General features: G+C 64.3%; 25 protein-coding genes. 18 read left to right on the forward strand and 7 right to left on the reverse strand.

Annotation, left to right across the window (positions count from 1 at the left end; translation table 11 throughout):
• Window position 1: 1 nt before the first annotated feature.
• From IC614_RS01320 to uvrC, 8 genes are all read left to right on the forward strand, one after another.
• Window positions 2-193, forward strand: coding sequence for a YnbE family lipoprotein (locus tag IC614_RS01320; RefSeq protein WP_200971962.1), 192 nt, complete (start codon window positions 2-4; stop codon window positions 191-193).
• A gap of 4 nt (window positions 194-197) precedes the next feature.
• A complete protein-coding gene (locus IC614_RS01325; protein WP_200971963.1) occupies window positions 198-587 on the forward strand; it encodes a YdbL family protein in 390 nt (129 codons plus the stop codon).
• A 336-nt stretch (window positions 588-923) separates the two neighbouring features.
• Window positions 924-1,244, forward strand: coding sequence for an AtpZ/AtpI family protein (locus IC614_RS01330; RefSeq protein WP_200973043.1), 321 nt, complete (start codon window positions 924-926; stop codon window positions 1,242-1,244).
• A gap of 61 nt (window positions 1,245-1,305) precedes the next feature.
• Window positions 1,306-2,091 carry a F0F1 ATP synthase subunit A gene (locus tag IC614_RS01335; protein ID WP_200971964.1) on the forward strand — a complete coding sequence of 262 codons (786 nt, stop codon included), beginning with the start codon at window positions 1,306-1,308 and terminating at the stop codon, window positions 2,089-2,091.
• Between the two features lie 23 nt (window positions 2,092-2,114).
• Window positions 2,115-2,342 carry a F0F1 ATP synthase subunit C gene (locus tag IC614_RS01340; protein WP_106639128.1) on the forward strand — a complete coding sequence of 76 codons (228 nt, stop codon included), beginning with the start codon at window positions 2,115-2,117 and terminating at the stop codon, window positions 2,340-2,342.
• A 33-nt stretch (window positions 2,343-2,375) separates the two neighbouring features.
• The gene (locus IC614_RS01345; protein WP_200971965.1) at window positions 2,376-2,870 is read left to right on the forward strand and encodes a F0F1 ATP synthase subunit B family protein; all 495 of its coding nucleotides are present in this window, start codon (window positions 2,376-2,378) and stop codon (window positions 2,868-2,870) included.
• On the forward strand, window positions 2,863-3,510 hold the full coding sequence (locus tag IC614_RS01350) for a F0F1 ATP synthase subunit B family protein (RefSeq protein WP_200971966.1): 648 nt from the start codon (window positions 2,863-2,865) through the stop codon (window positions 3,508-3,510). The genes IC614_RS01345 and IC614_RS01350 overlap by 8 nt, the downstream gene beginning before the upstream one ends.
• A gap of 237 nt (window positions 3,511-3,747) precedes the next feature.
• Entirely contained in the window at window positions 3,748-5,664 is a 1,917-nt protein-coding gene (uvrC, locus tag IC614_RS01355; protein WP_200971967.1) for an excinuclease ABC subunit UvrC, read from the forward strand.
• A 25-nt stretch (window positions 5,665-5,689) separates the two neighbouring features.
• On the opposite strand, the gene IC614_RS01360 is transcribed toward uvrC, so the two are convergent.
• On the reverse strand, window positions 5,690-6,160 hold the full coding sequence (locus tag IC614_RS01360) for an Lrp/AsnC family transcriptional regulator (RefSeq protein ID WP_200971968.1): 471 nt from the start codon (window positions 6,158-6,160) through the stop codon (window positions 5,690-5,692).
• 121 nt (window positions 6,161-6,281) lie between these two features.
• On the opposite strand from IC614_RS01360, the gene IC614_RS01365 reads away from it, so the two are divergent.
• The 3 genes from IC614_RS01365 (at window position 6,282) to IC614_RS01375 (ending at window position 11,018) form a co-directional block, all read left to right on the forward strand.
• Window positions 6,282-7,481 carry an amino acid aminotransferase gene (locus IC614_RS01365; protein WP_200971969.1) on the forward strand — a complete coding sequence of 400 codons (1,200 nt, stop codon included), beginning with the start codon at window positions 6,282-6,284 and terminating at the stop codon, window positions 7,479-7,481.
• Window positions 7,481-9,550: an alpha-ketoacid dehydrogenase subunit alpha/beta gene (locus IC614_RS01370; RefSeq protein ID WP_200971970.1), complete on the forward strand. Its 2,070-nt coding sequence runs from the start codon at window positions 7,481-7,483 to the stop codon at window positions 9,548-9,550. Before IC614_RS01365 ends, IC614_RS01370 begins: the two co-directional genes overlap by 1 nt.
• A 154-nt stretch (window positions 9,551-9,704) precedes the next feature.
• Window positions 9,705-11,018, forward strand: a complete 1,314-nt coding sequence (locus IC614_RS01375; RefSeq protein WP_200971971.1) for a dihydrolipoamide acetyltransferase family protein — start codon at window positions 9,705-9,707, stop codon at window positions 11,016-11,018.
• Window positions 11,019-11,133: 115 nt separating this feature from the next.
• On the opposite strand, the gene IC614_RS01380 is transcribed toward IC614_RS01375, so the two are convergent.
• A complete protein-coding gene (locus IC614_RS01380; protein ID WP_200971972.1) occupies window positions 11,134-11,574 on the reverse strand; it encodes a CBS domain-containing protein in 441 nt (146 codons plus the stop codon).
• Between the two features lie 157 nt (window positions 11,575-11,731).
• Here IC614_RS01380 and IC614_RS12380 point away from each other — a divergent pair, with 157 nt between their 5' ends.
• Complete coding sequence (locus IC614_RS12380) at window positions 11,732-11,866, forward strand: hypothetical protein (protein WP_264175501.1); 135 nt, start codon at window positions 11,732-11,734, stop codon at window positions 11,864-11,866.
• On the opposite strand, the gene lysA is transcribed toward IC614_RS12380, so the two are convergent.
• The 4 genes from lysA to paaG all read right to left on the reverse strand — a co-directional run bounded on the left by lysA (window position 11,863) and on the right by paaG (window position 16,580).
• A complete protein-coding gene (gene lysA / locus IC614_RS01385) occupies window positions 11,863-13,125 on the reverse strand; it encodes a diaminopimelate decarboxylase (RefSeq protein WP_200971973.1) in 1,263 nt (420 codons plus the stop codon). The genes IC614_RS12380 and lysA overlap by 4 nt on opposite strands.
• 13 nt (window positions 13,126-13,138) lie before the next feature.
• A complete protein-coding gene (locus IC614_RS01390; RefSeq protein WP_226372683.1) occupies window positions 13,139-13,504 on the reverse strand; it encodes a DUF1622 domain-containing protein in 366 nt (121 codons plus the stop codon).
• A gap of 187 nt (window positions 13,505-13,691) precedes the next feature.
• Complete coding sequence (gene paaZ, locus IC614_RS01395; RefSeq protein WP_200971974.1) at window positions 13,692-15,710, reverse strand: phenylacetic acid degradation bifunctional protein PaaZ; 2,019 nt, start codon at window positions 15,708-15,710, stop codon at window positions 13,692-13,694.
• 90 nt (window positions 15,711-15,800) lie between these two features.
• On the reverse strand, window positions 15,801-16,580 hold the full coding sequence (paaG, locus tag IC614_RS01400; RefSeq protein ID WP_200971975.1) for a 2-(1,2-epoxy-1,2-dihydrophenyl)acetyl-CoA isomerase PaaG: 780 nt from the start codon (window positions 16,578-16,580) through the stop codon (window positions 15,801-15,803).
• 47 nt (window positions 16,581-16,627) lie between these two features.
• On the opposite strand from paaG, the gene pcaF reads away from it, so the two are divergent.
• The 6 genes from pcaF (at window position 16,628) to paaE (ending at window position 21,871) form a co-directional block, all read left to right on the forward strand.
• Entirely contained in the window at window positions 16,628-17,830 is a 1,203-nt protein-coding gene (pcaF, locus tag IC614_RS01405) for a 3-oxoadipyl-CoA thiolase (protein ID WP_200971976.1), read from the forward strand.
• Window positions 17,831-18,064: 234 nt separating this feature from the next.
• Window positions 18,065-19,048: a 1,2-phenylacetyl-CoA epoxidase subunit PaaA gene (paaA, locus tag IC614_RS01410; RefSeq protein ID WP_200971977.1), complete on the forward strand. Its 984-nt coding sequence runs from the start codon at window positions 18,065-18,067 to the stop codon at window positions 19,046-19,048.
• Window positions 19,049-19,168: 120 nt separating this feature from the next.
• Window positions 19,169-19,453 (forward strand): 1,2-phenylacetyl-CoA epoxidase subunit PaaB, encoded by a 285-nt coding sequence (gene paaB, locus IC614_RS01415; protein WP_200971978.1) that lies wholly within the window; start codon window positions 19,169-19,171, stop codon window positions 19,451-19,453.
• Window positions 19,453-20,220: a 1,2-phenylacetyl-CoA epoxidase subunit PaaC gene (gene paaC, locus IC614_RS01420; protein WP_200971979.1), complete on the forward strand. Its 768-nt coding sequence runs from the start codon at window positions 19,453-19,455 to the stop codon at window positions 20,218-20,220. The genes paaB and paaC overlap by 1 nt, the downstream gene beginning before the upstream one ends.
• A complete protein-coding gene (paaD, locus tag IC614_RS01425; RefSeq protein ID WP_200971980.1) occupies window positions 20,214-20,786 on the forward strand; it encodes a 1,2-phenylacetyl-CoA epoxidase subunit PaaD in 573 nt (190 codons plus the stop codon). Before paaC ends, paaD begins: the two co-directional genes overlap by 7 nt.
• An 8-nt stretch (window positions 20,787-20,794) precedes the next feature.
• Entirely contained in the window at window positions 20,795-21,871 is a 1,077-nt protein-coding gene (paaE, locus tag IC614_RS01430) for a 1,2-phenylacetyl-CoA epoxidase subunit PaaE (RefSeq protein WP_200971981.1), read from the forward strand.
• A 109-nt stretch (window positions 21,872-21,980) separates the two neighbouring features.
• Here the strand turns inward: paaE and IC614_RS01435 are convergent, their stop codons facing one another.
• Window positions 21,981-22,583, reverse strand: coding sequence for a TetR/AcrR family transcriptional regulator (locus tag IC614_RS01435; protein ID WP_200971982.1), 603 nt, complete (start codon window positions 22,581-22,583; stop codon window positions 21,981-21,983).
• Between the last annotated feature and the right edge of the window lie 28 nt (window positions 22,584-22,611).

A 22,611-nucleotide genomic window follows, 5' to 3' on the forward strand; every position in this document is an offset into this window, starting at 1 on the left:
AATGACGCGAGATCGTCTCGGGCGCGGGGTGGCCGCTCTGGCCTTGCCCGCGATGCTGACCGGATGCGTGCAGTTGAGCGCGCCGGAAAAGCCGATCGAGATCAATCTCAACATCAATATCCGGCAGGAGGTTGTCGTCCGCCTGCAAGAAGACGTAAATAAGCTGATAGAGGATAATCCGGGGGTATTCTGATTCCATGACGCGCCGCACGAAAACCATCCTCACCGCTCTGGCGCTCTCCGTGGCAACGGCGAACGCGGGCGCCGCTTATGCCTTCCAGGCCGATGCCTCGGCCGCCCTTCGGGCGAGCGGCCAGGCGGGCGAGCGGTATGACGGCTATCTCGGTGCCGTCGGCGACGCGCCGGCTTCCGTCCGGGCGGAAATCGACGCGGTGAACATCAAGCGGCGCGCTTTCTACACCGATCTCGCGGCCAAGCGCGGCGCCAAGATCGAGGAAGTGGGCGCCACCACCGCCTGCACGATCTTCGCGACCAAGGTGCAGCCCGGCCAATATTACCAGCTTCAGGACGGCGTCTGGCGCCAGCGCGACGACGCTCCGATCCCGCGCCCGACTTATTGCGGGTAAGCACCTGGGGCATTTTGGCGGGCGGTTTAAATCTGACGCGACAAGCAATCCCAACCTCCTGCGTCATTCCAGCGAAAGCTGGAATCTCCTTGTTCCATCAAATATCCCAGGCACCCAGCCGAGACTCCAGCTTTCGCTGGAGTGACGATGAAGGGATGGGGAGCGCGGTGCCCGTGGGTTCCCGACCAGAGCCCCGTGACCCTGCACTTCCACGCTGTTGACTTGGCTGCGTCCCCTTCCTAAAGGGCCGGTGCCTTGGCGGGTTCGTTCGCCGGCATGCTTCACGCCCTTGTCGCCCCGCTTCTAAAGGCGCGGCGCCGCACTTGGGAGAATGGCATGACGGAAGACGAATCCGGGCAGGACCAGCAGCTTCCGAAGGATGCGCGCCTGAACTCGCTCGACGAGCGGCTCCGGCAGGCGCAACTGGACGAAAAGGTGCGGACCGGCATGGCGCGGAAGCCCGGTGACAGCGATTACCAAAAGGGCAACCGCGTGCTTGCGGACCTCATCGGCGGTCTCGTCGGCGGCGCCGTGATCGGCTGGGCCCTGGACCAGCTGTTCGATACGACGCCATTGCTCTTGCTCGTCTTCCTGTTCCTCGGGATCGGGGTGGCGTTCAGGAACATCATACGGAATTCAAGTCGGCGTCCGGACTGATCTTCGGGCGCTTCGCTTTATCCGCCGGGTTCGTCCGGCTTTAGAATTGGGGAAGAGACGCGTGGCGGCCGAATCAGGCAGGATCGACCCGATGCATCAGTTCCAGGTGCAGAACCTCTGGAACGGGTTTGAAATCGGCGGGCAGCAGATCGCCTTCACCAACTCGGCGCTGTTCATGGTGCTGACGGCGGTGGCGCTCTGGCTGTTCATGCTGGGCGGCATGAAGCGGGAGATCGTGCCCGGCCGCTGGCAGGCCGCGGTCGAAGGTTTCACCGGCTTCATCGCTTCGATGGTCGACGCGAATATTGGGCCGAAGGGCAAGACATTCGTCCCCTACGTCTTCTCCCTCTTCATGTTCATCCTGATCGCCAACCTGCTCGGCATGATGCCGTTCGGCGTGATCGGCGTGCATCCCTTCACGGTGACGAGCCATATCACCGTCACCGGCGTCCTCGCGATCATCTCCTTCGGAATCGTGCTGCTGGTCGGCTTCTTCAAGCACGGCTTCCACTTCTTCAGCCTGTTCGTGCCGTCGGGCACGCCGGTGCCGATGATCCCGATTCTGTTCCCGATCGAGCTGTTCAGCTTCATGATCCGCCCGTTCAGCCTCGCGCTGCGGCTTTTCGTCGCGATGACGGCGGGCCACATCCTGATGAAGGTTCTGGCCGGGTTCGTCATCAACGGCCTCAACGCCGAAGCCCTCTGGGTCGCGCCGCTCGTCGCGCTGCCGAGCTTCATCCTGATGATCGGCATCACGCTCCTCGAGCTGCTGGTGTGCGCCATCCAGGCTTACGTCTTTGCCCTTCTCACGTCGCTGTACCTCAACGACGCGATCAACCTTCACTAAGTTCAATCCAGGGAGTTTCTAAAATGGACGCAGAAGCAGCAAAATTCATCGGCGCCGGTCTCGCCGCCGTCGGTCTCGGCCTCGCCGCATTGGGCGTGGGTAACGTCTTCGCCCAGTTCCTCGCGGGCGCGCTCCGCAATCCGGGCGCCGCCGACAGCCAGCAGGGCCGTCTCTTCATCGGCTTCGCGGCCGCCGAGCTTCTCGGCCTGCTCGCGTTCGTCGTCGCGATGATCCTGCTCTTCGTCGCCTAACAACACTCCTCCTCTCAAGGGACGTTCGGAACCATGCCTCAACTGGACCAGATCGCGAGCACATATGGCTCGCAGATTTTCTGGCTTCTTGTGACCTTCGGCCTGATCTTTTTCACGGTCGGCCTGGGCATGGTTCCGAAGATCGGTGCGACCGTCGAGGCGCGCGACAAGCGCATCGCCGACGATCTCGCCGCGGCCCAGGCGGCGCGCGAAAATGCGACCTCGACCGAGGAAGCCTATCGCGCCCGCACCGAGGAAAATCGCGCCGAGGCGTTGAAGGTTACGCAGGCGGCGAAGGACAAGTCCGCCCGCGAGACCGAGAAGAAGCTCGCCAAGGCCGATGCGGCCCTCGCCGAAAAGACGGCAGCCGCCGAAGCCCAGCTCCGCTCCGCCAAGGATGCGGCGCTGGCGGAAGTCGAAGCCGTCGCGGTCGACGCTGCGCAGGACATGGTCGCCAAGCTGTCCGGTGCGAAAGTCACCAAGGCGAAGGCGCAAAAGGCAGTGAAGGCGGTTCTGGCCAATGGTTAATGCCACCCACCCGGGCGCGACCGAAGTCGCCACTGAACTCAACACCCATATCGATGGCGCCGAAGGCGAGCACGGCCTGCCCGCCAGCGGCCCCGAGCATGCCGCCGGCACATTAGCCGACGAAGGTGCGCATGGCGCCGGTCATGCTGAGCCCAAGGCGCTCGGCATGGACGCGACCGTTTGGGTCTCGCTGGCGATGATCGCGGTGATCGCGATCATGATCTGGAAGAAAGTGCCAGCCGCGATCGGCAAGGCGCTGGACAGGAAGATCGCCCATATCCGCGAGCAATTGGACGAAGCCGCCGAGCTTCGCGCCGAAGCCGAGGCGCTGAAGGCCGAATATGAAGCGAGGTCGGCCCAGGCCGGTGTCGAAGCCGCGACCATGCTGGAACGCGCCCAGCATGAAGCCGACGCCATCGTCGCCCAGGCGAAGACGGATGCCGCCGCCCTCGTCGAGCGCCGCACCCGCATGGCGCAGGACAAGATCGCCGCCGCCGAACGTGCCGCCATCGCGGAAGTCCGCGCCAAGGCGGCCAATGCCGCCGCCGCCGCCGCCGCGGCGCTTATCGCCGAGGCGCATGACGTTGCTGCGGACAAGGGCTTGGTCGACAAGGCGATTTCAAGTCTGCGCCCGAACTGATCGAGATTGGAAAGTGGCGCTTGCCAGCGCCGGCCTCCGGGCAGCATGGCGTCCGTCTCGCAGCAGCCATCGCATAGTTATCTTATAAGATCGTCTTATAAGGCATTCTTATAAGACCTTGTCCTATCTGCTTAAGGCTTGGGACTTCCATGTTGCCGGCCGGTCCAGGGCAACCCAGCTGTCAACTAGCATCCAGAATGGGTGGCGGGACCGACGGGAAATCCCTAAATCCCCCTTGTGACCACGCCATCCGACCGCTTCAACGAAGAGAAATCCGCCTACACCGTCCGTGGCAGCGACCAGCCGGATCTGGAGATCGGCGTCGCCGCCATTCGCGGCGTGGTGAAGACGCTGCCGGTTCGTCCCGGCGTCTACCGGATGCTCGATGCGCGGGGGGACGTCCTCTATGTCGGCAAGGCGCGAGCGCTGAAGAACCGCGTCACCAATTACACGCAGGTCGCGCGCCTCACCAAGCGGCTGCAGCGCATGGTCGCGCAGACGCGGTCGATGACTATCGTCACGACCAATACGGAGGCCGAAGCGCTGCTGCTCGAGGCGCAGCTCATCAAGCGCTACCGGCCGCCCTACAACGTCCTCCTCCGCGACGATAAGAGCTTCCCGTTCATCCTGCTGCGCGAGGATCATGCCTTTCCCCGCATCCAGAAGCATCGCGGCGCGCGGCGGGCGAAGGGGCAATATTACGGGCCGTTCGCCAGCGCCGGATCGGTGACGCGGACCCTGAACGCGCTTCAGAAATTGTTCCTGCTGCGAAGCTGCTCCGACAGCTTCTTCGCCAATCGCTCGCGGCCGTGCCTGCTCTATCAAATCCGGCGCTGCTCCGCGCCCTGCGTCGGCCGCATCGATACGGCTGGCTATAACGAACTGGTTCAGGACGCGAAGGATTTCCTGGGCGGCAAATCGACCAAGGTGCAGGCGAAGCTCGGCAAGCTCATGACGGAAGCGGCCGAGAATATGGATTTCGAACTCGCCGCCGTCTACCGCGACCGCCTCCGCGCGCTGACCTTCATTCAGGGAACGCAGACGATCCACGCCGAGGGGCTGGGCGACGCCGACATCTTCGCGCTCGCCTGCAAGGGCGGCCATATGTGCATCCAGGCCTTCTTCATCCGCGGCGGGCAGAATTGGGGGCATCGGAGCTTCTTCCCGACCCACACCAACGACGTGCCGGAAGAGGAAGTGCTGACCAGCTTCCTCACCCAATTCTACGAAGAGGTTCCGCCGCCGCGCACCATATTGCTCGATCGGGCGTTGGGCGAGGCGGCCTTGCTGGAAGAGGCTTTCGGCGATCGGGCCGGACGCAAGGTCACGCTCCGCAACCCCCAGCGCGGCGATCATGTGAAGATGGTCGGCCAGGCCAAGCGCAACGCCGAGGAAGCACTGGACCGCCGCCTCGCGGAATCCGCGACCCAGAACCAGAATCTGCGCGCGCTTGCCGATTTGTTCGAGTTGCCGGGGCAGCCCAATCGCATCGAAGTCTATGACAACAGCCATGTTCAGGGCACCAATGCCGTGGGCGCGATGATCGTCGCGGGGCCGGAGGGCTTCCGCAAGAACGCCTATCGCAAGTTCAACATCAAGCGGGCCGAGACGGTGCCGGGCGACGATTTCGCGATGATGCGCGAAGTGCTTTCACGCCGTTTCGCGCGGCTGGAAAAAGAGGATCCGGAGCGCGTCAGCGGCGAATGGCCGGACCTGCTGCTCATCGACGGCGGCAAGGGCCAGCTTTCCGCCGTCTGCGAGACGATGGAAGAAGCGGGCGTCCACGACATCCCGGTGGTTGCCATTTCCAAGGGCCCGGACCGCAATGCGGGACGAGAGGTGATGCATCTGCCTGGCGGGCGCGAGATCACCTTGCCGCCCAACGATCCCGTTCTTTTCTACCTCCAGCGCCTGCGCGACGAAGCGCACCGCTTCGCCATCGGCGCCCATCGCCAGAAACGCGCCAAGAATATGGTGACGAGCCCGCTGGACGATGTTCCCGGCATCGGGCCCGGCCGCAAACGCGCCTTGCTCATGCATTTCGGAACGGCACGGGCGGTGAAGGGCGCAGCGCTCGAGGATCTCGAACGCGCGCCCGGCATATCGAAGGCCATGGCGCGCGGCATCTACGATTATTTCCATCCGCGCGGGTGAGGGAGCTCGTGTCGCGGCGGCAACGTTAGACGGGTATTTCCGTCGTATATTTCACCTGCCTGAGCGCGAAATTGGACGCCGCGTTCGCCACCGAGGGATGGGCAAGCACGCCGCGCATCACGAAGCGGTCATAATCCGCCACGTCCTTGACCGCGATGCGCAGCAGATAATCCCATTCGCCCGACATCGAATAGCATTCGACGATCTCTTCGCGGGACTGGATGAAGGATTCGAACTCCGAACGGTCCGCCATTGTCTGCCGGTTCATGCGCACCTGGCAAAGCACGTTGACCGCGCGGCCTAGCTGTTCGGCATCGGCGAGCCGCACCGTCTTGCCAAGTACGCCCGCATTTTCAAGGCTGCGCACCCGCCGCCAGACAGACGCTGGAGAGGCGCCGATCCGTTCGGCGAGCGCCGCGTGGCTGAGGCTCGCGTCACGCTGCAACTCGCGTACGAGTCGGCGGTCCACTTCGTCCAGGCGATGAATTTCTTTCATGATCGGAATGATAGCGAAACGATTTTAGCCGATCTACTGTGAATCTCGCACATTTTGATACGCGCCTTGCGCTTATCTGGCATAGGATTAAGCGTCGCTCTTTGCGCGAACAGGAGGATTTATGGCGGACGCTGGCACTGGCACCGGATCGACGTTGCTTTTCGACCGGCTGAAGCCGCAGGCGCCGGACGCCTTGCTCGCCCTCATCGCGCTCGCCAACGCCGACAAGCGGCCGACCAAGATCGATGTCGGCGTGGGCGTCTATCGCGACGCGGCGGGCGGCACCCCCATCCTGCGCGCGGTGAAGAAAGCCGAGCTGATTCTCCTCGATACGCAGGAGACGAAGGCCTATCTCGGCGCCGAGGGTGACGTCCGCTTCGTGCAGTTGATGAAGGAATTGGCTTTCGGTCCGGGCGCGTCCGACAGCCGGATCGTCGGCGTTCAAACGCCGGGCGGCTGCGGCGCGCTCCGCCTCGGCGCGGAGCTGATCCGCCAGGCGGGCGGCGGCGCGCGCATCTTCATCGGCCAGCCGACCTGGCCCAATCACGCGCCTCTGATCGGCTGCGCGGGGCTGCCGATGGTCGATTATAAATATTACGACCGCGACAGCCACACGATCTGCTTTCCGCAGATGATGGAGGCGCTGGAGGAGGCGCGCCCTGGCGACCTCGTCCTGCTCCACGGCTGCTGCCACAATCCCACGGGCGCGGATTTGAGCCTCGAGCAATGGGACATTGTGTCCGCGTTCATGGCGCGACGCGGACTCGTGCCGTTCATCGACCTTGCCTATCAGGGTTTGGGCAACGGGTTGGAAGCCGACGCGGCGGGCATGCGGATGGCGGTGGAGCGGTGCGAGCAGGCCCTCGTCGCCCATAGCTGCGACAAGAATTTCGGCGTCTATCGCGACCGCACCGGCTCGCTCTTCGTCAAGGGCGCGAATGACGAAACGGCCCAGCTCATCTACCGCAACCTCCTTTCGCTCGCCCGCACCATGTGGTCGATGCCGCCCGACCATGGCGCCGCCGTCGCCCGCATCATCCTCGACACGCCCGAACTGCGCGCCGATTGGGAAGCGGAAGTGAAGGAAATGTGCATCCGCATCCGCAGCCTCCGCGCCCGCCTCGCCGCTTCCGACCCGCGCCTGGCCTATATCGACGAACAGAACGGCATGTTCTCCATGCTCCCGCTGTCTCCCGAACAGGTGAAGGCGCTTCAGGCGGAGGAAGGCATCTATATGGCCGGTTCCGGCCGGTTCAACGTCGCGGGGCTGTCCGACGACAATGTCGACCGCTTCGCCAAGGCGGTCGCGGCGCGGCTCTGATGGCCACCGCACCCCTCCGCTCGAACGCGCCCGATCCCGCCTACGATTGGCGGAAGATCGCCTATCTCATGCAGGTGAGCCGTGCGCTCGACAAGCTGGAGGAGACGCGGCTCGTTCCCGAGAAGAAGGTGCTCTACCAATTCTCCGCGCGCGGGCACGACATGGCGCAGATCATGTTGGGATCGCGCCTCGACCGGCCCAAGGACGCGGTTTGCGGCTATTACCGCTCGCGGCCCTTGCTTCTCTCCCTCGGCGTGCCGTTGGAGGATGCGCTTGGATCGGCGATGGGCCGGCAAGGGGGCTATTCGGACGGCCGCGACATTGGCGTGGTGTTCAACTATCCCAATCCGAACGGCGCGCCCGCCCTTCCCATGTCTGGCGGCGTTGGCGCGCAATATACGCCGACGGCTGGCTGGGCGCAGGCGATCGACTATTACCGCACGGTCCTTGGCAGCGAGCCGCACAAGGATGCGATGGCGGTCGTTCTCGGCGGCGATGCTTCGGTCGCGACGAACGGCTTCTGGGCCGCGCTTACGATCGCGACCACGCAGAAGCTGCCGATGCTCTTCTATATCGAGGACAATCAATACGGCATCTCGGTCCCGTCGACCTATCAGACGCCGGGCGGCAACATCGCGAAGAACCTGGAAAGCTTCACGGGCCTCGAAGTCTTTTCCGGCGACGGCACCGAGCCCGCCGAAGCGGCCCGCCTGCTCTCCGCCGCTGTCGATCATGTGCGCGGGCAGGGCGGCCCGGCCTTGCTCCGCCTCACCGTGCCGCGCCTCCAAGGCCACAGCTTCCAGGACACGCAGACCTACAAATCGGAAGATTTCGTCGCATCCGAATGGGCGCGCGATCCGTTGCCGAAGCTGAAATCCTACCTCGTCGGTTCACTTCTTTCCGAAGAGGAATGGAACGGCATCGAACGCGAAGCCGCCGACACGGTCGAAGCCGCCCGCGAAAAGGCGGAGGCGCGGGGCGTCTCCAGCCCGGAGAACGTCCTCCGCCACGTCTTCTACGAAGGCGAGATGCAGACGATCGGCGGGCAGTGGACGCATGGTTACACGCCCCCGCCCTCCACGGACGAACCGAAGCCCGAAGGCCAGCGCATCAACATGGTGACGGCGATCCGCCGCACGCTGGAGCATGAACTGGAGATCAATCCCCGCGTCCTGCTGTTCGGCGAAGACATCGGCCCGAAGGGCGGCGTCCACGCCGTGACCCTTGGCCTTCAGGAGAAGTTCGGGATCGAGCGGGTGTTCGATACCAGCCTGTCCGAAGAAGGCATTGTGGGCCGCGCGGTGGGGATGGCGATGGCGGGCCTGATGCCGGTGCCCGAAATCCAGTTCCGCAAATATGCCGAACCCGCGCTCGAACAGATCAACGATTGCGGCACGATGCGCTGGCGCACCAACAACCGCTTCGCGGCGCCGATGGTGCTGCGCATCCCGGGCGGCTTCTTCAAGTGCGGCGATCCTTGGCACAGCCAGACCAACGAAGTGCAGTTCGTTCACAATCCCGGCTGGAAGGTCGCGGTGCCGTCCAATGCCGAGGACGCCGTGGGCCTCCTCCGCGAAGGCTTGCGCGGCAACGATCCCGTCGTCTTCTTCGAACATCGCGCCATGCTCGACGATAGCTGGGCCCGCCGTCCCTATCCGGGCGACGATTACGTCCTGCCCTTCGGCCGCGCGAAGAAAACCCGCTCCGGCGACGACATCACCATCGTCACGTGGGGCGCCATGGTCCCGCGCTGCGAAGAAGCGGCCAAGGATATCTCCGCAGACGTCATCGACCTCCGCACCCTGATGCCCTGGGACCGCGAAATGGTGCTGGACAGCGTCCGCCGCACCCGCCGCTGCCTGATCGTCCACGAAGACCTGCTGACCGGAGGCTTCGGCGCGGAGATCGCGGCGGTGGTCGCGGACGAGGCCTTCCTCGATCTCGACGCGCCGGTCTCGCGCCTCACCATGCCGGACATCCCCAGCCCGCATAATCCGGTGCTGCTCGACTGGGCGGTGCCGTCCGTGGAGCGTATCCGCGCCAAGATCGACGAATTGGTAGTGTTTTGATGCACAGAGGCGGCACCCGCGCCGGCGGTAAACCCTCCCCCTTGATGGGGGAGGGAAGGGTGGGGGTGATCTCTCCGCCCGCACCGAACCTGGCCCAACCCTCACCCCCACCCAGCCTCCCCCATCAAGGGGGAGGGGCTATCAGGACCATCTCATGATCGACGTCACCGCGCCCATCGAACAGGAAGGCACCAAGGCCGTCGTCCGCGCCTGGCTGAAGCAGGTCGGCGACAAGATCGAAGTGAACGACCCGCTGGTCGAACTGGAAACCGACAAGGTCGCGGTGGAGGTGCCCGCGCCCGCCTCCGGAATCTTGCGCGAGATCGTTCTTCACTCAAATGAGGAAGCCGCGCCCGGTGCAGTGCTGGGCCGCATCGCATTAATGGCGGAGATCACCCCTGAAGCCCCTCCCCTCGATGGATCAAAGCCGCTCTTGGGCTTGTCCGGGGGACAAGCCTGCGGCTCTGATGGGTTGGGGAGGGGTGATGCCGGGGAAGAGCGCAGCCCGACGACAACCCTCACCCCCACCCAATCCTCCCCCATCAAGGGGGAGGGCTTAAGAAGACCCAATCCCGAACTTCGCCTCTCCCCTTCGGTAAAGCGCGCGCTCCTGCAGCACGACATCGATCCCAGCCGCATTCAAGGCACCGGGCGCGACGGCCGCATCACCCGTGCCGATGTCGACAAAGCGGTCGAACTGGTCACCACGGTCCAAACCGGCCCGCGCACCACCGCACAGCCGCAAATCGCCCCATCCGACGCCTCGATCGCCTCGCACAGCGTGCCGCACGATCGCATGCGCCTGCGCATCGCGGAAAACATGCTGAATTCGGTCACGCAGGCCCCGCACGTCACCGCGATGTTCGAATGCGACTTCAGCGCGATCATGGCCCACCGCGCGCGCCACAAGGATGCCTTCGCCAAAGCGGGCGCGAAGCTCACCTATACCGCCTATATCGTGGCGGCTGCGGCGGAAGCGATGAAGGTCGCGCCCGCGATCAACAGCCGCTGGCACGACGATCGCCTGGAAATCTACGACGACATCAACATCGGCGTCGGCACCGCTCTCGGCAACAAGGGGCTGATCGTCCCCGTCCTGCGCAAGGTGCAGAGCCTCTCGCTCCAGGGCATCGCCGAAGGGCTCGACACGCTCGTTGAAAAGGCGCGCGCCGAAAAGCTCTCGCAGAATGACGTGAAGGGCGGCACCTTCACCATTTCCAACCACGGCGTCTCCGGCTCGCTATTCGCCAGCCCGATCATCATCAACCAGCCGCAATCGGCGATCCTCGGCGTCGGCAAACTCGAAAAGCGCGTCGTCGTCCGCGAAGTGGGCGGCATCGATACGATTCAGATCCGCCCGATGGCTTATGTCAGCCTCACCATCGACCACCGCGTCGTCGATGGGCACCAGACCAACGGATGGCTCACCCGCTTCGTCGAGGTGCTGGAGACTTGGCCGCAGGATTAAACTCTTAAAAGACTACCCCTTGATGGGGGAGGTTGGCGGGGGTCATGCGGGGCCCTCTGCGCTCTACGCCAAACATCACCCCACCCCCATCAAGGGGAGCGGCTTTAAAGCCCGATCACTCATCCGTCTGGCTGTGCATCCCGCCCGGATCGGTAACACCCTGCATGGCGACATGGGCTGCATCCTCCTCGCTGGACCGGCTGATGTCGCCGAGCGAGATGATGCCGACCAGTCTCCTGTCCTCCTGGCTGACGACCGGAAAACGGCGCACCTGCGCGTCGCTCATCTTCAGCGCCACTTCGTCGACATCGTCATCGTCATAACAATAGAGCACTTCGTCGGTCATTGCTTCGCGCACCGGCGTGTCCGGCCCCCGGCCTTCCGCGACCGCGCGCACCGCGATGTCGCGGTCGGTGATCATGCCGACCAGCCGGTCGCCGTCGCAGACCGGCATCGATCCGGCATCTTCGCGCAGCATGAACCGCGCCGCTTCCCGGATCGGCTGGTCGGGGCCGACGACTTCCACATCCATCGACATGCATTCCGAAACTTTCATGGCATCCTCCATCAAGCTGTTGATCCCCCAACAGATTGACGGCGCGCGCGTTCCGGCTCGGACGGGCGGACAACCGCCACGCAGCCTCGGTTCGGCGCTCAACCGGCGGAACGGCTGCCGCGCCATGGCGTTCAGCCGGAAAGCAAGGAGTTTTCGCATGGACGAACGCAATATTGTCGAGAAAAGAACGGTGGTTGTGGAACGGGGCGGCGCGGGCGGCACCATCGCCGCCATAGCGCTGCTGATCCTGGTCGTCGCGATCCTCGCTTATTTCGGGCTGCTGCCGATCTAAGCTAGCCAGTCCGGTATTCGGTCCGCCCGGATCAGGCTTTCGACATCCTGCCGCTCACGGACCACGGCCCACCGGCCGCCGTCCACCATCACTTCGGGCGTCAAGGGACGGCTGTTATAGGTGCTCGCCATCGTCGCGGCATAGGCGCCCGCCGTGCGGAAGACGAGCAGGTCGCCCGCCCGCGCGCCGTCCATTTCGCGGGCAGTCGCGAAAGTATCGCCGGTCTCGCAAACCGGTCCTACGACATTGGCGGTCATGTGCGTCCCCTTCGGCGTCACGGCGTCGATCGCGTGCCAGGCATCGTAAAGGCTCGGGCGCATCAAATCGTTCATCGCCGCGTCGACGATCACGAACGGGTCGGTCGCGCCCGGCTTCACCCGGATGACTTCGGTCAACAAAACGCCCGCATTGCCAACGATCAAACGGCCTGGTTCGAAGATCAGCCGCACGTTCCAATCCGCCGTCACGTCCGCGACCATCCGGCCGTAAAGCTCCGGACTTGGCGGCAGCGGCGCTTCGGGATCGTAAGGAATGCCAAGACCGCCGCCCAAATCGGCCTTCACGATGTCATGTCCGGCCTTGCGCAAATCGGCGATCAGTTCGCCGACTTTGCGGAATGCGCTTTCGAGCGGGGCAAGGCTGGTGAGCTGGCTGCCGATATGAACGGCGACACCCTGTGGGTCGAGGCCGGGCAGGCTGCGCGCGCGCGCGTAAGCGGCAACGGCCTCGCCGATCGGAATGCCGAATTTATTATGCGCGGCGCCGGTCGAAATCTTGGCATGGCTTCCGGCCTCGACATCGGGATTGACGCGGAATGCGACCGGCGCCGTCCGGCCCATATTGGACGCCACGGCGGACAGCATCTCCGCTTCCTCCACCGATTCCAGGTTGAACTGGCACAGCCCGCCGTCGAGGACGAGGCGCATTTCCTCCGCTGTCTTACCGACGCCCGAAAAGACGATCTTTTCGGGCGCGATCCCCGCCGCCCGCGCGCGCCGATATTCGCCGCCCGAAACGACATCCGCGCCCAGCCCTTCGTCGCGGAGGACCGCCAGCACCGCCGCATTGGGGTTGGCCTTCACCGCATAAGCGACCAGCGGATCGTCGAGGCCCGCCAGAGCCTCGCGAAACACCCGCGCATGACGCCGCATCGTCGCGGCGGAATAGACGTAGACCGGCGTTCCGACGGCTTCGGCAATGGCGGGCAGCGGCACGTCCTCGCAATGAAGGACGCCGCCCTTGAGATGAAAATGATCCATGGCCGCGCCCTAATCAGGTTTCGCGGCCAGTGCCAGAGACGCGCTGCCAGGGCCAGCGCCCTTCAATCTCCACTTCGAGCGAGAAGCTGAGGAACGTCCGGATGAGGACGATCCCCGCCAGCACCGCCAGGCTTTGGAGCGTGGGTTCGATCGCCACGGTGTTGACGATGTCCGCCGCGACGAGAAACTCGAGGCCGAGGAGAATGGAGCGGCCAAGGTCGGACCGGAAATCGCCAATCCTTTCCTCCTTACCCGGCTGCCCAGTCCTGCGAACGAAGGCGATCAACGCCCCAAGCGCCCCAACGACAATAATCGCGATCCCGATCATCTCGATCCCGCGCGTGACCCAATGAATGCCCTGCAGCAGCCTGTCGTCCACGCCGTTTCCCTCCTGTCGAGGCGGCAAACGGATGCCGGGATCGATTGGTTTCCCCGTCCCTAGATTCCCGGCCTAACCGTCAGCCCGAACTTGATCGGGGGTCTATCAACACGGGTGTATCCGGAAAGGACGGCGTTCATGGATGCTGGATCAAGTCCAGCATGACGGGAGGATGAAGGGGGGAACGCTAAGGCCGGTTCATCGTCAGCAGATCGTAGGTCGCGACCACCTCGTCCTTCTGGTTGAAGATGTAGACGGCCCAGCGGACCTCGCCTTTTTCTTCGTCCCGGACGCTCTTCGACTTGACCGTCAATTCCACGCGCATGCTGTCGCCCGGATAAAGCGGCGTCATGAAGCGGAGGTTTTCAAGGCCGGTATTGGCGAGCACCGGGCCGGGCGCGGGCTCCACGAACAATCCGGCGGCGAAGGACAGGATCAGATAGCCGTGCGCCACGCGGCCCTCGAAGATCGGGCTCGCCTTGGCGGCTTCCTCATCCATATGAGCGTAGAAGGTGTCGCCGGTGAAATGGGCGAAATGCTCCACATCCTCCAGCGTAACGGTGCGGCTCGCGGTCTTGAGCGTATAACCCACCTCCAGTTCCGAAATCCGCTTGCGGAAGGGGTGCACATCGCCCTCCGGCTTCGGCGCGCCGGGCAGCCATTGCTTGACGATGCCCGACAGCAAGGCGGGAGAGCCCTGAAGCGCGGTGCGCTGCATATAATGCGTGACGCCGCGCACGCCGCCCATTTCTTCGCCGCCGCCCGCGCGGCCCGGGCCGCCATGGACCAGGACGGGGAGGGGGGAGCCGTGGCCGGTCGATTCCTTCGCCGATGTGCGGTCGAGGATCATCATGCGGCCGTGGAACGCGCCCGCGCCCAGCACGAACTCTTCCGCGACCTTCGGATCGAAGGTGAAGAGCGATAGCGCCAGGCTGCCCATGCCCCGGTTCGCCAGCGCGACCGCGTCGGCCAGATCGCGATAGGGCATGATCGTCGACACTGGGCCGAACGCCTCCACGTCATGCACGGCGTCGGATCCCCACGGATCGTCCGACCGCAGCAGGATCGGCTCGATGAAGGCGCCGTTGCCCTGAACCGGCGAGGCGGCGGGGTCGCCCGACACGATGCGCGCCGATTTGCTCAATTCCTCGACCGCCGACCGCACCGCCTCGAGCTGGGACCGGCTGGCGAGCGCGCCCATCGTCACGCCTTCCTCACGGGGGTCACCGATCTTCACCTTGGCGAGACGGGCGGAGAGCGCCTCCTGCACCGCATCGATATGTTCGGCAGGCGCCATGGCGCGGCGAATGGCAGTGCATTTTTGCCCCGCTTTCACCGTCATCTCGCGCGCCACTTCCTTGACGAACAGGTCGAATTCCGGCGTTCCGGGCCCAGCGTCGGGGCCGAGGATCGAGGCGTTCAAACTGTCCCGCTCGGCGATGAAGCGCACGCTTTCCCGCGCGATCACCGGATGGGATTGCAACTTCATCGCGGTCGCGGCGGAGCCGGTGAAGGATACCACGTCCTGGCAGGTCAGATGATCCATCAGGTCGCCGACCCCGCCCATGACGAGCTGCAGCGCGCCCTTCGGCAGCACATCTGCCTCCAGCATGATGCGCACGCACTGTTCGGCGAGATAGCCGGTCGACGATGCCGGCTTCACGATCGCCGGCACACCCGCGAGGAAGGTGGGCGCCAGCTTCTCCAGCATCCCCCATACCGGGAAGTTGAAGGCGTTGATGTGGACCGCGACGCCTTGGAGCGAGGTCCACACATGCTGCCCGACGAACGTACCGCCCTTCGACAGCGGCTCCATATTGCCGTCGATCAGCACCCGCTGATTGGGAAGCTCCCGCCGCCCTTTGGACGAGAAAGAATAAAGCGTGCCCGCGCCGCCTTCGATATCGATCCACCCGTCGGTGCGCGTCGCGCCGGTCTGGTAATTGAGGGCGTAGAGCTCCTCCTTGCGCGCCATGATCGCGTTGGCGAGATCCTTCAGCATCCAGGCACGTTCGTGGAAGGTCATCGCGCGCAAGGCAGGGCCGCCGACGGTCCGGGCATGATCCAGCATCGCCTTGAAATCGAGGCCCTGGCTGCCGGTCGTCGCGATCACCTCGCCGGTGACGGCGCTCTGCACCTCGGCGAGCCCGCCCGGCGCCTGGTACCAGCCGTCCTGCGCATAATTCAGAAGGTTCAGGGTTTTCATATCATTCCATCCCGTCATTCCAGCGAAAGCTGGAATCTCATTTGATATGTCCCGGAAGAAAGGAGATTCCAGCTTTCGCTGGAATGACGCTCATCTTCCGGTAAAATTCGGCGTCCGTTTCTCCATGAAGGCGGCAACGCCTTCCTTGTAATCTTGGCTGAATCCCAGCTCCCGCATCATGTCGCGCTGAAGGTCCAGTTCCTCGTCCAGCCGATGATCCCAGCTTTCGCGGATCATCTTCTTGATCGCCGCCAAGCCCCGCGTCGGGCCAGAAGCAAAGCGGGCGGCAAGCGCATCCACTTCCGCGTCCAGCGCTTCATCCTCCACCGCCTTCCAGATCAGCCCCCATTCGGCCGCTTTCTCCGCCGCCAAAGGCTCGCCGGTCAAAGCCAGCCCCAGCGCCCGCGCCTGGCCCACCAAGCGGGGCAACACCCACGTCCCGCCGCTGTCCGGAATAAGCCCGATGGCGGCGAAGGACTGGATGAACTTGGCCGATTTCGCGGCGATCACGATGTCGCAGGCGAGTGCGATATTCGCTCCCGCTCCCGCCGCCACGCCGTTCACCCGCGCGATCACCGGCACCGGCAGGGACGTCAGCCGCCGGATCAGCGGATTGTAGCGTCTCTCCACCGATTCCCCGAGGTCGACCGCCTCGCCCGGCGCCACCGCGCGGTCATTGAGATCCTGCCCCGCGCAAAAGCCGCGCCCCGCGCCGGTCAGCACCAGGGTCCGCGCGCCGCCCAGATTGTCCAGCGCGTCGGCCACTTCTTCATGCATCTGCACGGTGAAGCTGTTCAGTCGATCGGGGCGGTTGAGGGTGAGGCGCGCAACGCCGCCTTCCACCTTGAAGTCGATGGTTTCGTAAGCCATGGCCTTTGATAGACCGCCCGGTCGGGAAACCCAAGGAGAAGGTGCGCATGTCCCAAGCCTATATTTGCGATGCGATCCGCACGCCCATCGGCCGCTATGCGGGCGCGCTGTCTTCTGTCCGCGCCGACGATCTCGCCGCCATTCCGATCAAGGCTTTGATGGACCGCAATCCCGGCGTCGATTGGGACAGGGTCGATGACGTGATCCTCGGCTGCGCCAATCAGGCGGGCGAGGACAATCGCAACCTCGCGCGCATGGCGGGTCTCCTTGCAGGCCTTCCGCAATCCTCGGGCGGCGTCACCCTCAACCGCCTCTGCGGCTCCGGCATGGACGCCGTCGCCATGGCGGCGCGCGTCATTCGGGGCGGCGAGGCGGAGATGGTGATCGCGGGCGGTTCGGAAAGCATGAGCCGCGCGCCCTTCGTCATGGCCAAGGCAACCAGCGCCTTCGACCGCAATGCCGAAATCTACGACACGACGATCGGTTGGCGCTTCGTCAATCCGAAGATGAAATCGGTCTATGGCGACGACACCATGCCGTCGACCGGCGAGAATGTCGCCGACGCCTGGAAGGTCAGCCGCACTGATCAGGACGCTTTCGCGGTCCGCAGCCAGGACAAGGCTGCCCGCGCCCAGCAAAATGGCCGCCTCGCCGCCGAGATCGTGCCCGTCTCCATCCCGCAGCGAAAGGGCGACCCCCTCATCGTCGAACGCGACGAGCATCCCCGCCAGGCCAGTGTCGAAGCCCTCGCCAAATTGAAGCCCATCGTCCGCACCGACGGCACGGTGACGGCGGGCAACGCCTCGGGCGTCAATGACGGCGCGGCGGCGATGATCGTCGCGTCGGAAGCTGTCGCGCAGGCGAACGGCCTCACGCCCCGCGCCCGCATCCTTGGTGGCGCGGTGGTCGGCGTCGAGCCGCGCATCATGGGCATCGGCCCCGCGCCCGCCTCGCAGAAACTGCTCGCCCGTTTGGGCCTCACCATCGCCGACATGGACGTGATCGAGATCAACGAGGCGTTCGCCGCCCAGGCGCTCCCCGTCCTGCGCGAACTCGGCCTCCCCGACGATGCGCCGCACGTCAATCCGAACGGCGGCGCCATCGCGCTCGGCCATCCCCTTGGCATGTCCGGCGCGCGCCTGCTCCTCACCGCGACGGAGGAACTCCAACGCACCGGCGGCCGCTACGCCCTCTGCGCCATGTGCATCGGCGTTGGACAGGGAATTGCGACCGTCATCGAACGGGTCTAACCGCCTTCTCGCTCATCGCGCATGTGGAATTTTCCTACATGCACGCTTCTGGTTAGGCTCGCGCATGACCTATTTTATCTCCTTGTGCGACTGCTTCTTTCATTGGACAGGAAAGGCGTGTTGAAAACTTTCGCAGAGCATCAATTTCATCAACTTTGCCTCGTAGACATTCACAGAGAATTATTTGACCGATCGGTCGGCGAATGGTAATGTCACGGCATAGGAGAAGAAGCCATGTATACGACCGAATTGCAAAAATCGGCGTCCGTCGCTTCGACAGAGGATGCGGACAAACTCGCGGCCTTCGAGGCGCGCGTCGCCGCCGACGAATTTATCGAGCCCAAGGATTGGATGCCGGAGGCCTATCGCCGCACGCTCGTCCGCCAAATCTCGCAGCACGCGCATAGCGAAATCGTCGGCATGCTGCCCGAGGGCAACTGGATCACCCGCGCGCCTTCATTGCGCCGCAAGGCGATCCTGCTCGCCAAGGTGCAGGACGAGGCGGGGCACGGCCTCTATCTCTATTCGGCTGCCGAGACATTGGGCACCAGCCGCGAGGAAATGATCGAGGCGCTGCATTCGGGCAAGGCCAAGTACAGCACCATCTTCAATTACCCGACGCTCACCTGGGCGGACATCGGCGCGATCGGCTGGCTGGTCGACGGCGCCGCGATCATGAACCAGGTGCCGTTGCAGCGGACGTCCTACGGCCCTTATGCCCGCGCCATGGTGCGGGTGTGCAAGGAAGAGAGCTTCCATCAGCGGCAGGGCTATGAGATCATGATGCATCTCGCGGCCGGCACGGATGCGCAGAAGCGCATGGCGCAGGACGCACTCAATCGCTGGTGGTGGCCGTCGCTGATGATGTTCGGCCCGCCAGACGAGAACAGTCCCAACACCGCCCAGTCGATGCGCTGGCGGATCAAGCGCGAGACCAATGACGAGCTGCGCCAGAAGTTCGTCGACATCACCGTGCCGCAAGCGGACGCCATCGGCCTCACCGTTCCCGATCCAGCTGTGAAATGGAACGAGGCGAAGGGCGGCTACGATTTCGGCGAGGTCGACTGGTCGGAATTCTATGCCGTGGTGAAGGGCGAAGGCCCGGTCGCCAAGGAGCGCATGGCCGTCCGCCGCAAGGCCTGGGAAGACGGGGCCTGGATCCGCGAGGCGGCGGATGCTTATGCAGCCAAGCAGGCAGGGAAGAGGAAGGCGGCGTGAGTTTCGTCCTGAACCGTCATCCCGGTGAAAGCCGGGATCTCAGTTCTCCTTGTGCGCGTGGCCGACGCAAGATTCCGGCTTTCGCCGGAATGACGATTTTGGCCGATTGGGGATTTGAGCATGAGTAAGGATTGGCCCCTCTGGGAAGTATTCGTCCGGTCGAAAGGCGGTCTCTCCCACCGCCATGTCGGCAGCGTCCACGCACCCGATGCGGAGATCGCGCTGCGCCACGCCCGCGACACCTATACGCGGCGGATGGAAGGGGTGAGCCTGTGGGTCGTTCCCTCCGCCGCGATCGTCGCCTCCGATCCCGCCGATGACGGCGCGATGTTCGAACCGGCGGAAGACAAGATCTATCGCCACCCGACCTTCTACAATATTCCCGACGACGTGAAGCACATCTGATGGCGACCATCGCGCAGGACCAGGCTCTGTTCGACTATCTCCTGCGCCTCGGCGACGATGCCTTGGTGCTCGGCCAGCGTCTGTCCGAATGGACGGGGGCTTGTCCCACGGTCGAGGTGGATCTCAGCCTCGCCAACATGGCGCTCGACCTCATTGGGCAGGCGACCCATTTCCTTGACGCGGCCGGCAAGGTCGAAGGGCAGGGCAGGGACGGTGACAAACTCGCCTTCCACCGCGACGTGCTCGATTACCGCAATTGCCTGCTCGTCGAGCAACCGAATGGCGACTTCGCCCGCACCATGGCGCGGCAGTTCCTTTTCTCGACTTGGCAGAAGATGCTGTTCGACGCGCTCACCGCATCGAAGGACGAGCTGATTGCCGCCGTCGCCGCCAAAGCGGTCAAGGAAGTCACCTATCACCAGGAGCTCGCCCAGGAATGGGTGATCCGCCTTGGTGACGGCACGGACGACAGCCACGTCCGCATGCAGGACGGCTTCGAGTGGCTTTGGCGCTTTGTGCCGGAATTGTTCGAAATGGATGGGGTCGCCGTGGAAATGGCGGAGCGCGGAATTGGGGCGGACGTGATGGCCTTTCGCGAGGATTATGACCGGCAAGTCCGGGCCGTGATCGAGGAAGCGACCCTCACTGTGCCGCACGACCAGCGCCCGATCCTCGGCGGTCGTCAGGGCCACCACAGCGAACATCTCGGCCATCTCCTCGCCCAGATGCAGTTTTTGCCCCGCGCTTATCCCGACGCGACATGGTGATTGTAGACGATCATGACCGCTCAAAAGCCCTCCCCGTCGATGGGGGAGGGTTGGGTGGGGGTGATGCTTCCGGAAGCACTCCGCCCTATGTCGAAGATCACCCCCACCCAGCCTCCCCCATCGAGGGGGAGGGGCAGATTTGGGAAGTGTTGGCGAGCGTTCCTGACCCTGAGGTGCCCGCCGTCTCCATCGTCGACCTCGGCATCGTCCGCGACGTGAGGCCGGATCGCGTGGCCCTCACCCCGACCTATACCGGCTGCCCCGCCACCCAGGTCATCGAAACGATGGTCCGCATCGCCCTCGACAAAGCCGGGTTCGAAAACGTCCAAATCGAAACAACCCTCTCCCCGCCCTGGACGACCGACTGGATCACCCCGGAAGGCCGCGAAAAGCTTCGTGCCTACGGCATCTCCCCCCCGGTCCCCGCCGGAAGCCGCGCCGTGGAATGCCCGCAATGCGGATCGTCCCATACCCAGGAGGTGAGCCGCTTCGGTTCGACCCCTTGCAAAGCCTTGTGGCGCTGCCGCGACTGCCTCGAGCCCTTCGACCATTTCAAATGCCATTGAGACCCTGAATGAGCGTCAGTTTCCACACCCTCAAGATCGCGGAGATCGTCCCGGAAACGCCCGAAGCGCGCTCGATCCGTTTCGCGGTGCCCGACGCGCTGCGCGAAACCTTCCGTTTCAAGCCTGGTCAACATCTCACCCTCATCGCCGACATTGGCGGCGAGGAAGTGCGGCGTAACTATTCGCTCTGCACAGCGCCGAATGAAGACATGCTCGCGGTCACGGTAAAGCGGATTCCGGGCGGTCTTTTTTCGAATTGGGCTGCCGACAACCTGAAGCCTGGCGACAGCATCGCCGTCATGGCGCCGCACGGCAGCTTCACCTACGCCTTCGAACCTGGCCAGGCGCGCACTTACGCCGCCTTCGCCGCGGGCTCCGGCATCACGCCGATCCTCTCATTGCTCAAAACGGCGCTCGCCGTCGAGCCGGAGAGTCGCTTCACGCTCTTCTACGGCAACAGCCACAGCGGCTCGGTCATCTTCCTGGAGGAGCTGGCGCGCCTCAAGAACCGTTATATGGGCCGCCTCCAGGTCCATCATTTCCTCTCCCAGGAGGCGGAGGATGTCGACCTCTTCAACGGCCGCCTCGACCGCGCCAAATGCGACGAGATTCTGGAAACCCTGATCGATCCGGCGGAGGTCGACGCTTTCTTCATCTGCGGCCCCGGCCCGATGATGGACGCGGCGGAACAGGCGCTACAAGCTAGGAATGTGCCGCACGACCATATCCACATCGAACGTTTTACCGCCGGGCGCCCCTCCGCCGCGCTCCAGGCCGAAATCCACGCGCTTCAGGAAAAAGCGCAAGGCCTGCAAATGCGCGTTACTCTCGACGGCCGCACTCGTCAGGTGCCTTTCGACGCGGCGGCCGGCAACATCCTCGACAGCGCGCGCGAGGCTGGCCTCCCCGCGCCCTTCGCCTGCAAGGCGGGCGTTTGCGCGACCTGCCGGGCAAAAGTCATATCCGGTGAAGTCGAAATGGCCGCCCGCTACGGCCTGACCGACGAGGAAATCGTGGCTGGCTATGTCCTTACCTGCCAGTCCGTGCCGAAGGGCGAAGGGGTCGAGGTCGACTACGACGCTTAACTCCCTCTCCCTCGGTGGGGGAGGGCTGGGGTGGGGGTGATGCTGGGGAAGCATGCCGCTCTACGTCGAACATCACCCCCACCCAACCCTCCCCCATCAAGGGGGAGGGCTAAGTTGCGCTCATCCCCTCCAATCCGTGCAGCATGATCTCCATGGCTAGATCGGCCAGCCTTTCCGCCGACACCGGTCCTTCCGCCCTGAACCAAGTGTGGCTCCAGTTGATCATGCCGAAAAAGAGCATGGTGAGCGGCAGGGTCAGCGTCCCCGCGGCGCTGACGTCCGGCCGGATTTCCGCAATCTGCTCCTCGACGATGGCGATGATCCGCCGTTGCTTGGAGACGATCTCATTGCGCCGGTCGGGCGGCAAATTGTCGAGTTCGTTCAGAAGCACCTTGTGCTCGGCCTGGGCCGTCACGTAGAGCCGCATGAAGGCAAGCGCGATGTCGTGCAGCTTGTCGCGCGGCTTCGGCGCGCCGAGCATCGCGTCGTCTGCCGCGGTGACGAGCTGCTCGAGATGACTCGACATCACCTCGAAAAGGATGTCTTCCTTTGAGGGGAAGTAATGATAGACGAGCGACTTGGACGTGCTGCACGCCTCCGCCAAGTCAGCGACCGAAGCGCCCTGAAAGCCACGCCGCGCGAACAGCTTCGCCGCCGTCGCGACGATCGCCTCGCGCCTCTTGTCATAATCGGGGGATTGCGGCCGGGCCATGGCCGCATCTTAAGTGAGGGCGGCTGGG

The sequence above is a fragment of the Sphingosinicella flava genome (assembly GCF_016025255.1).
In the GTDB taxonomy this organism is placed as follows: domain Bacteria; phylum Pseudomonadota; class Alphaproteobacteria; order Sphingomonadales; family Sphingomonadaceae; genus Allosphingosinicella; species Allosphingosinicella flava.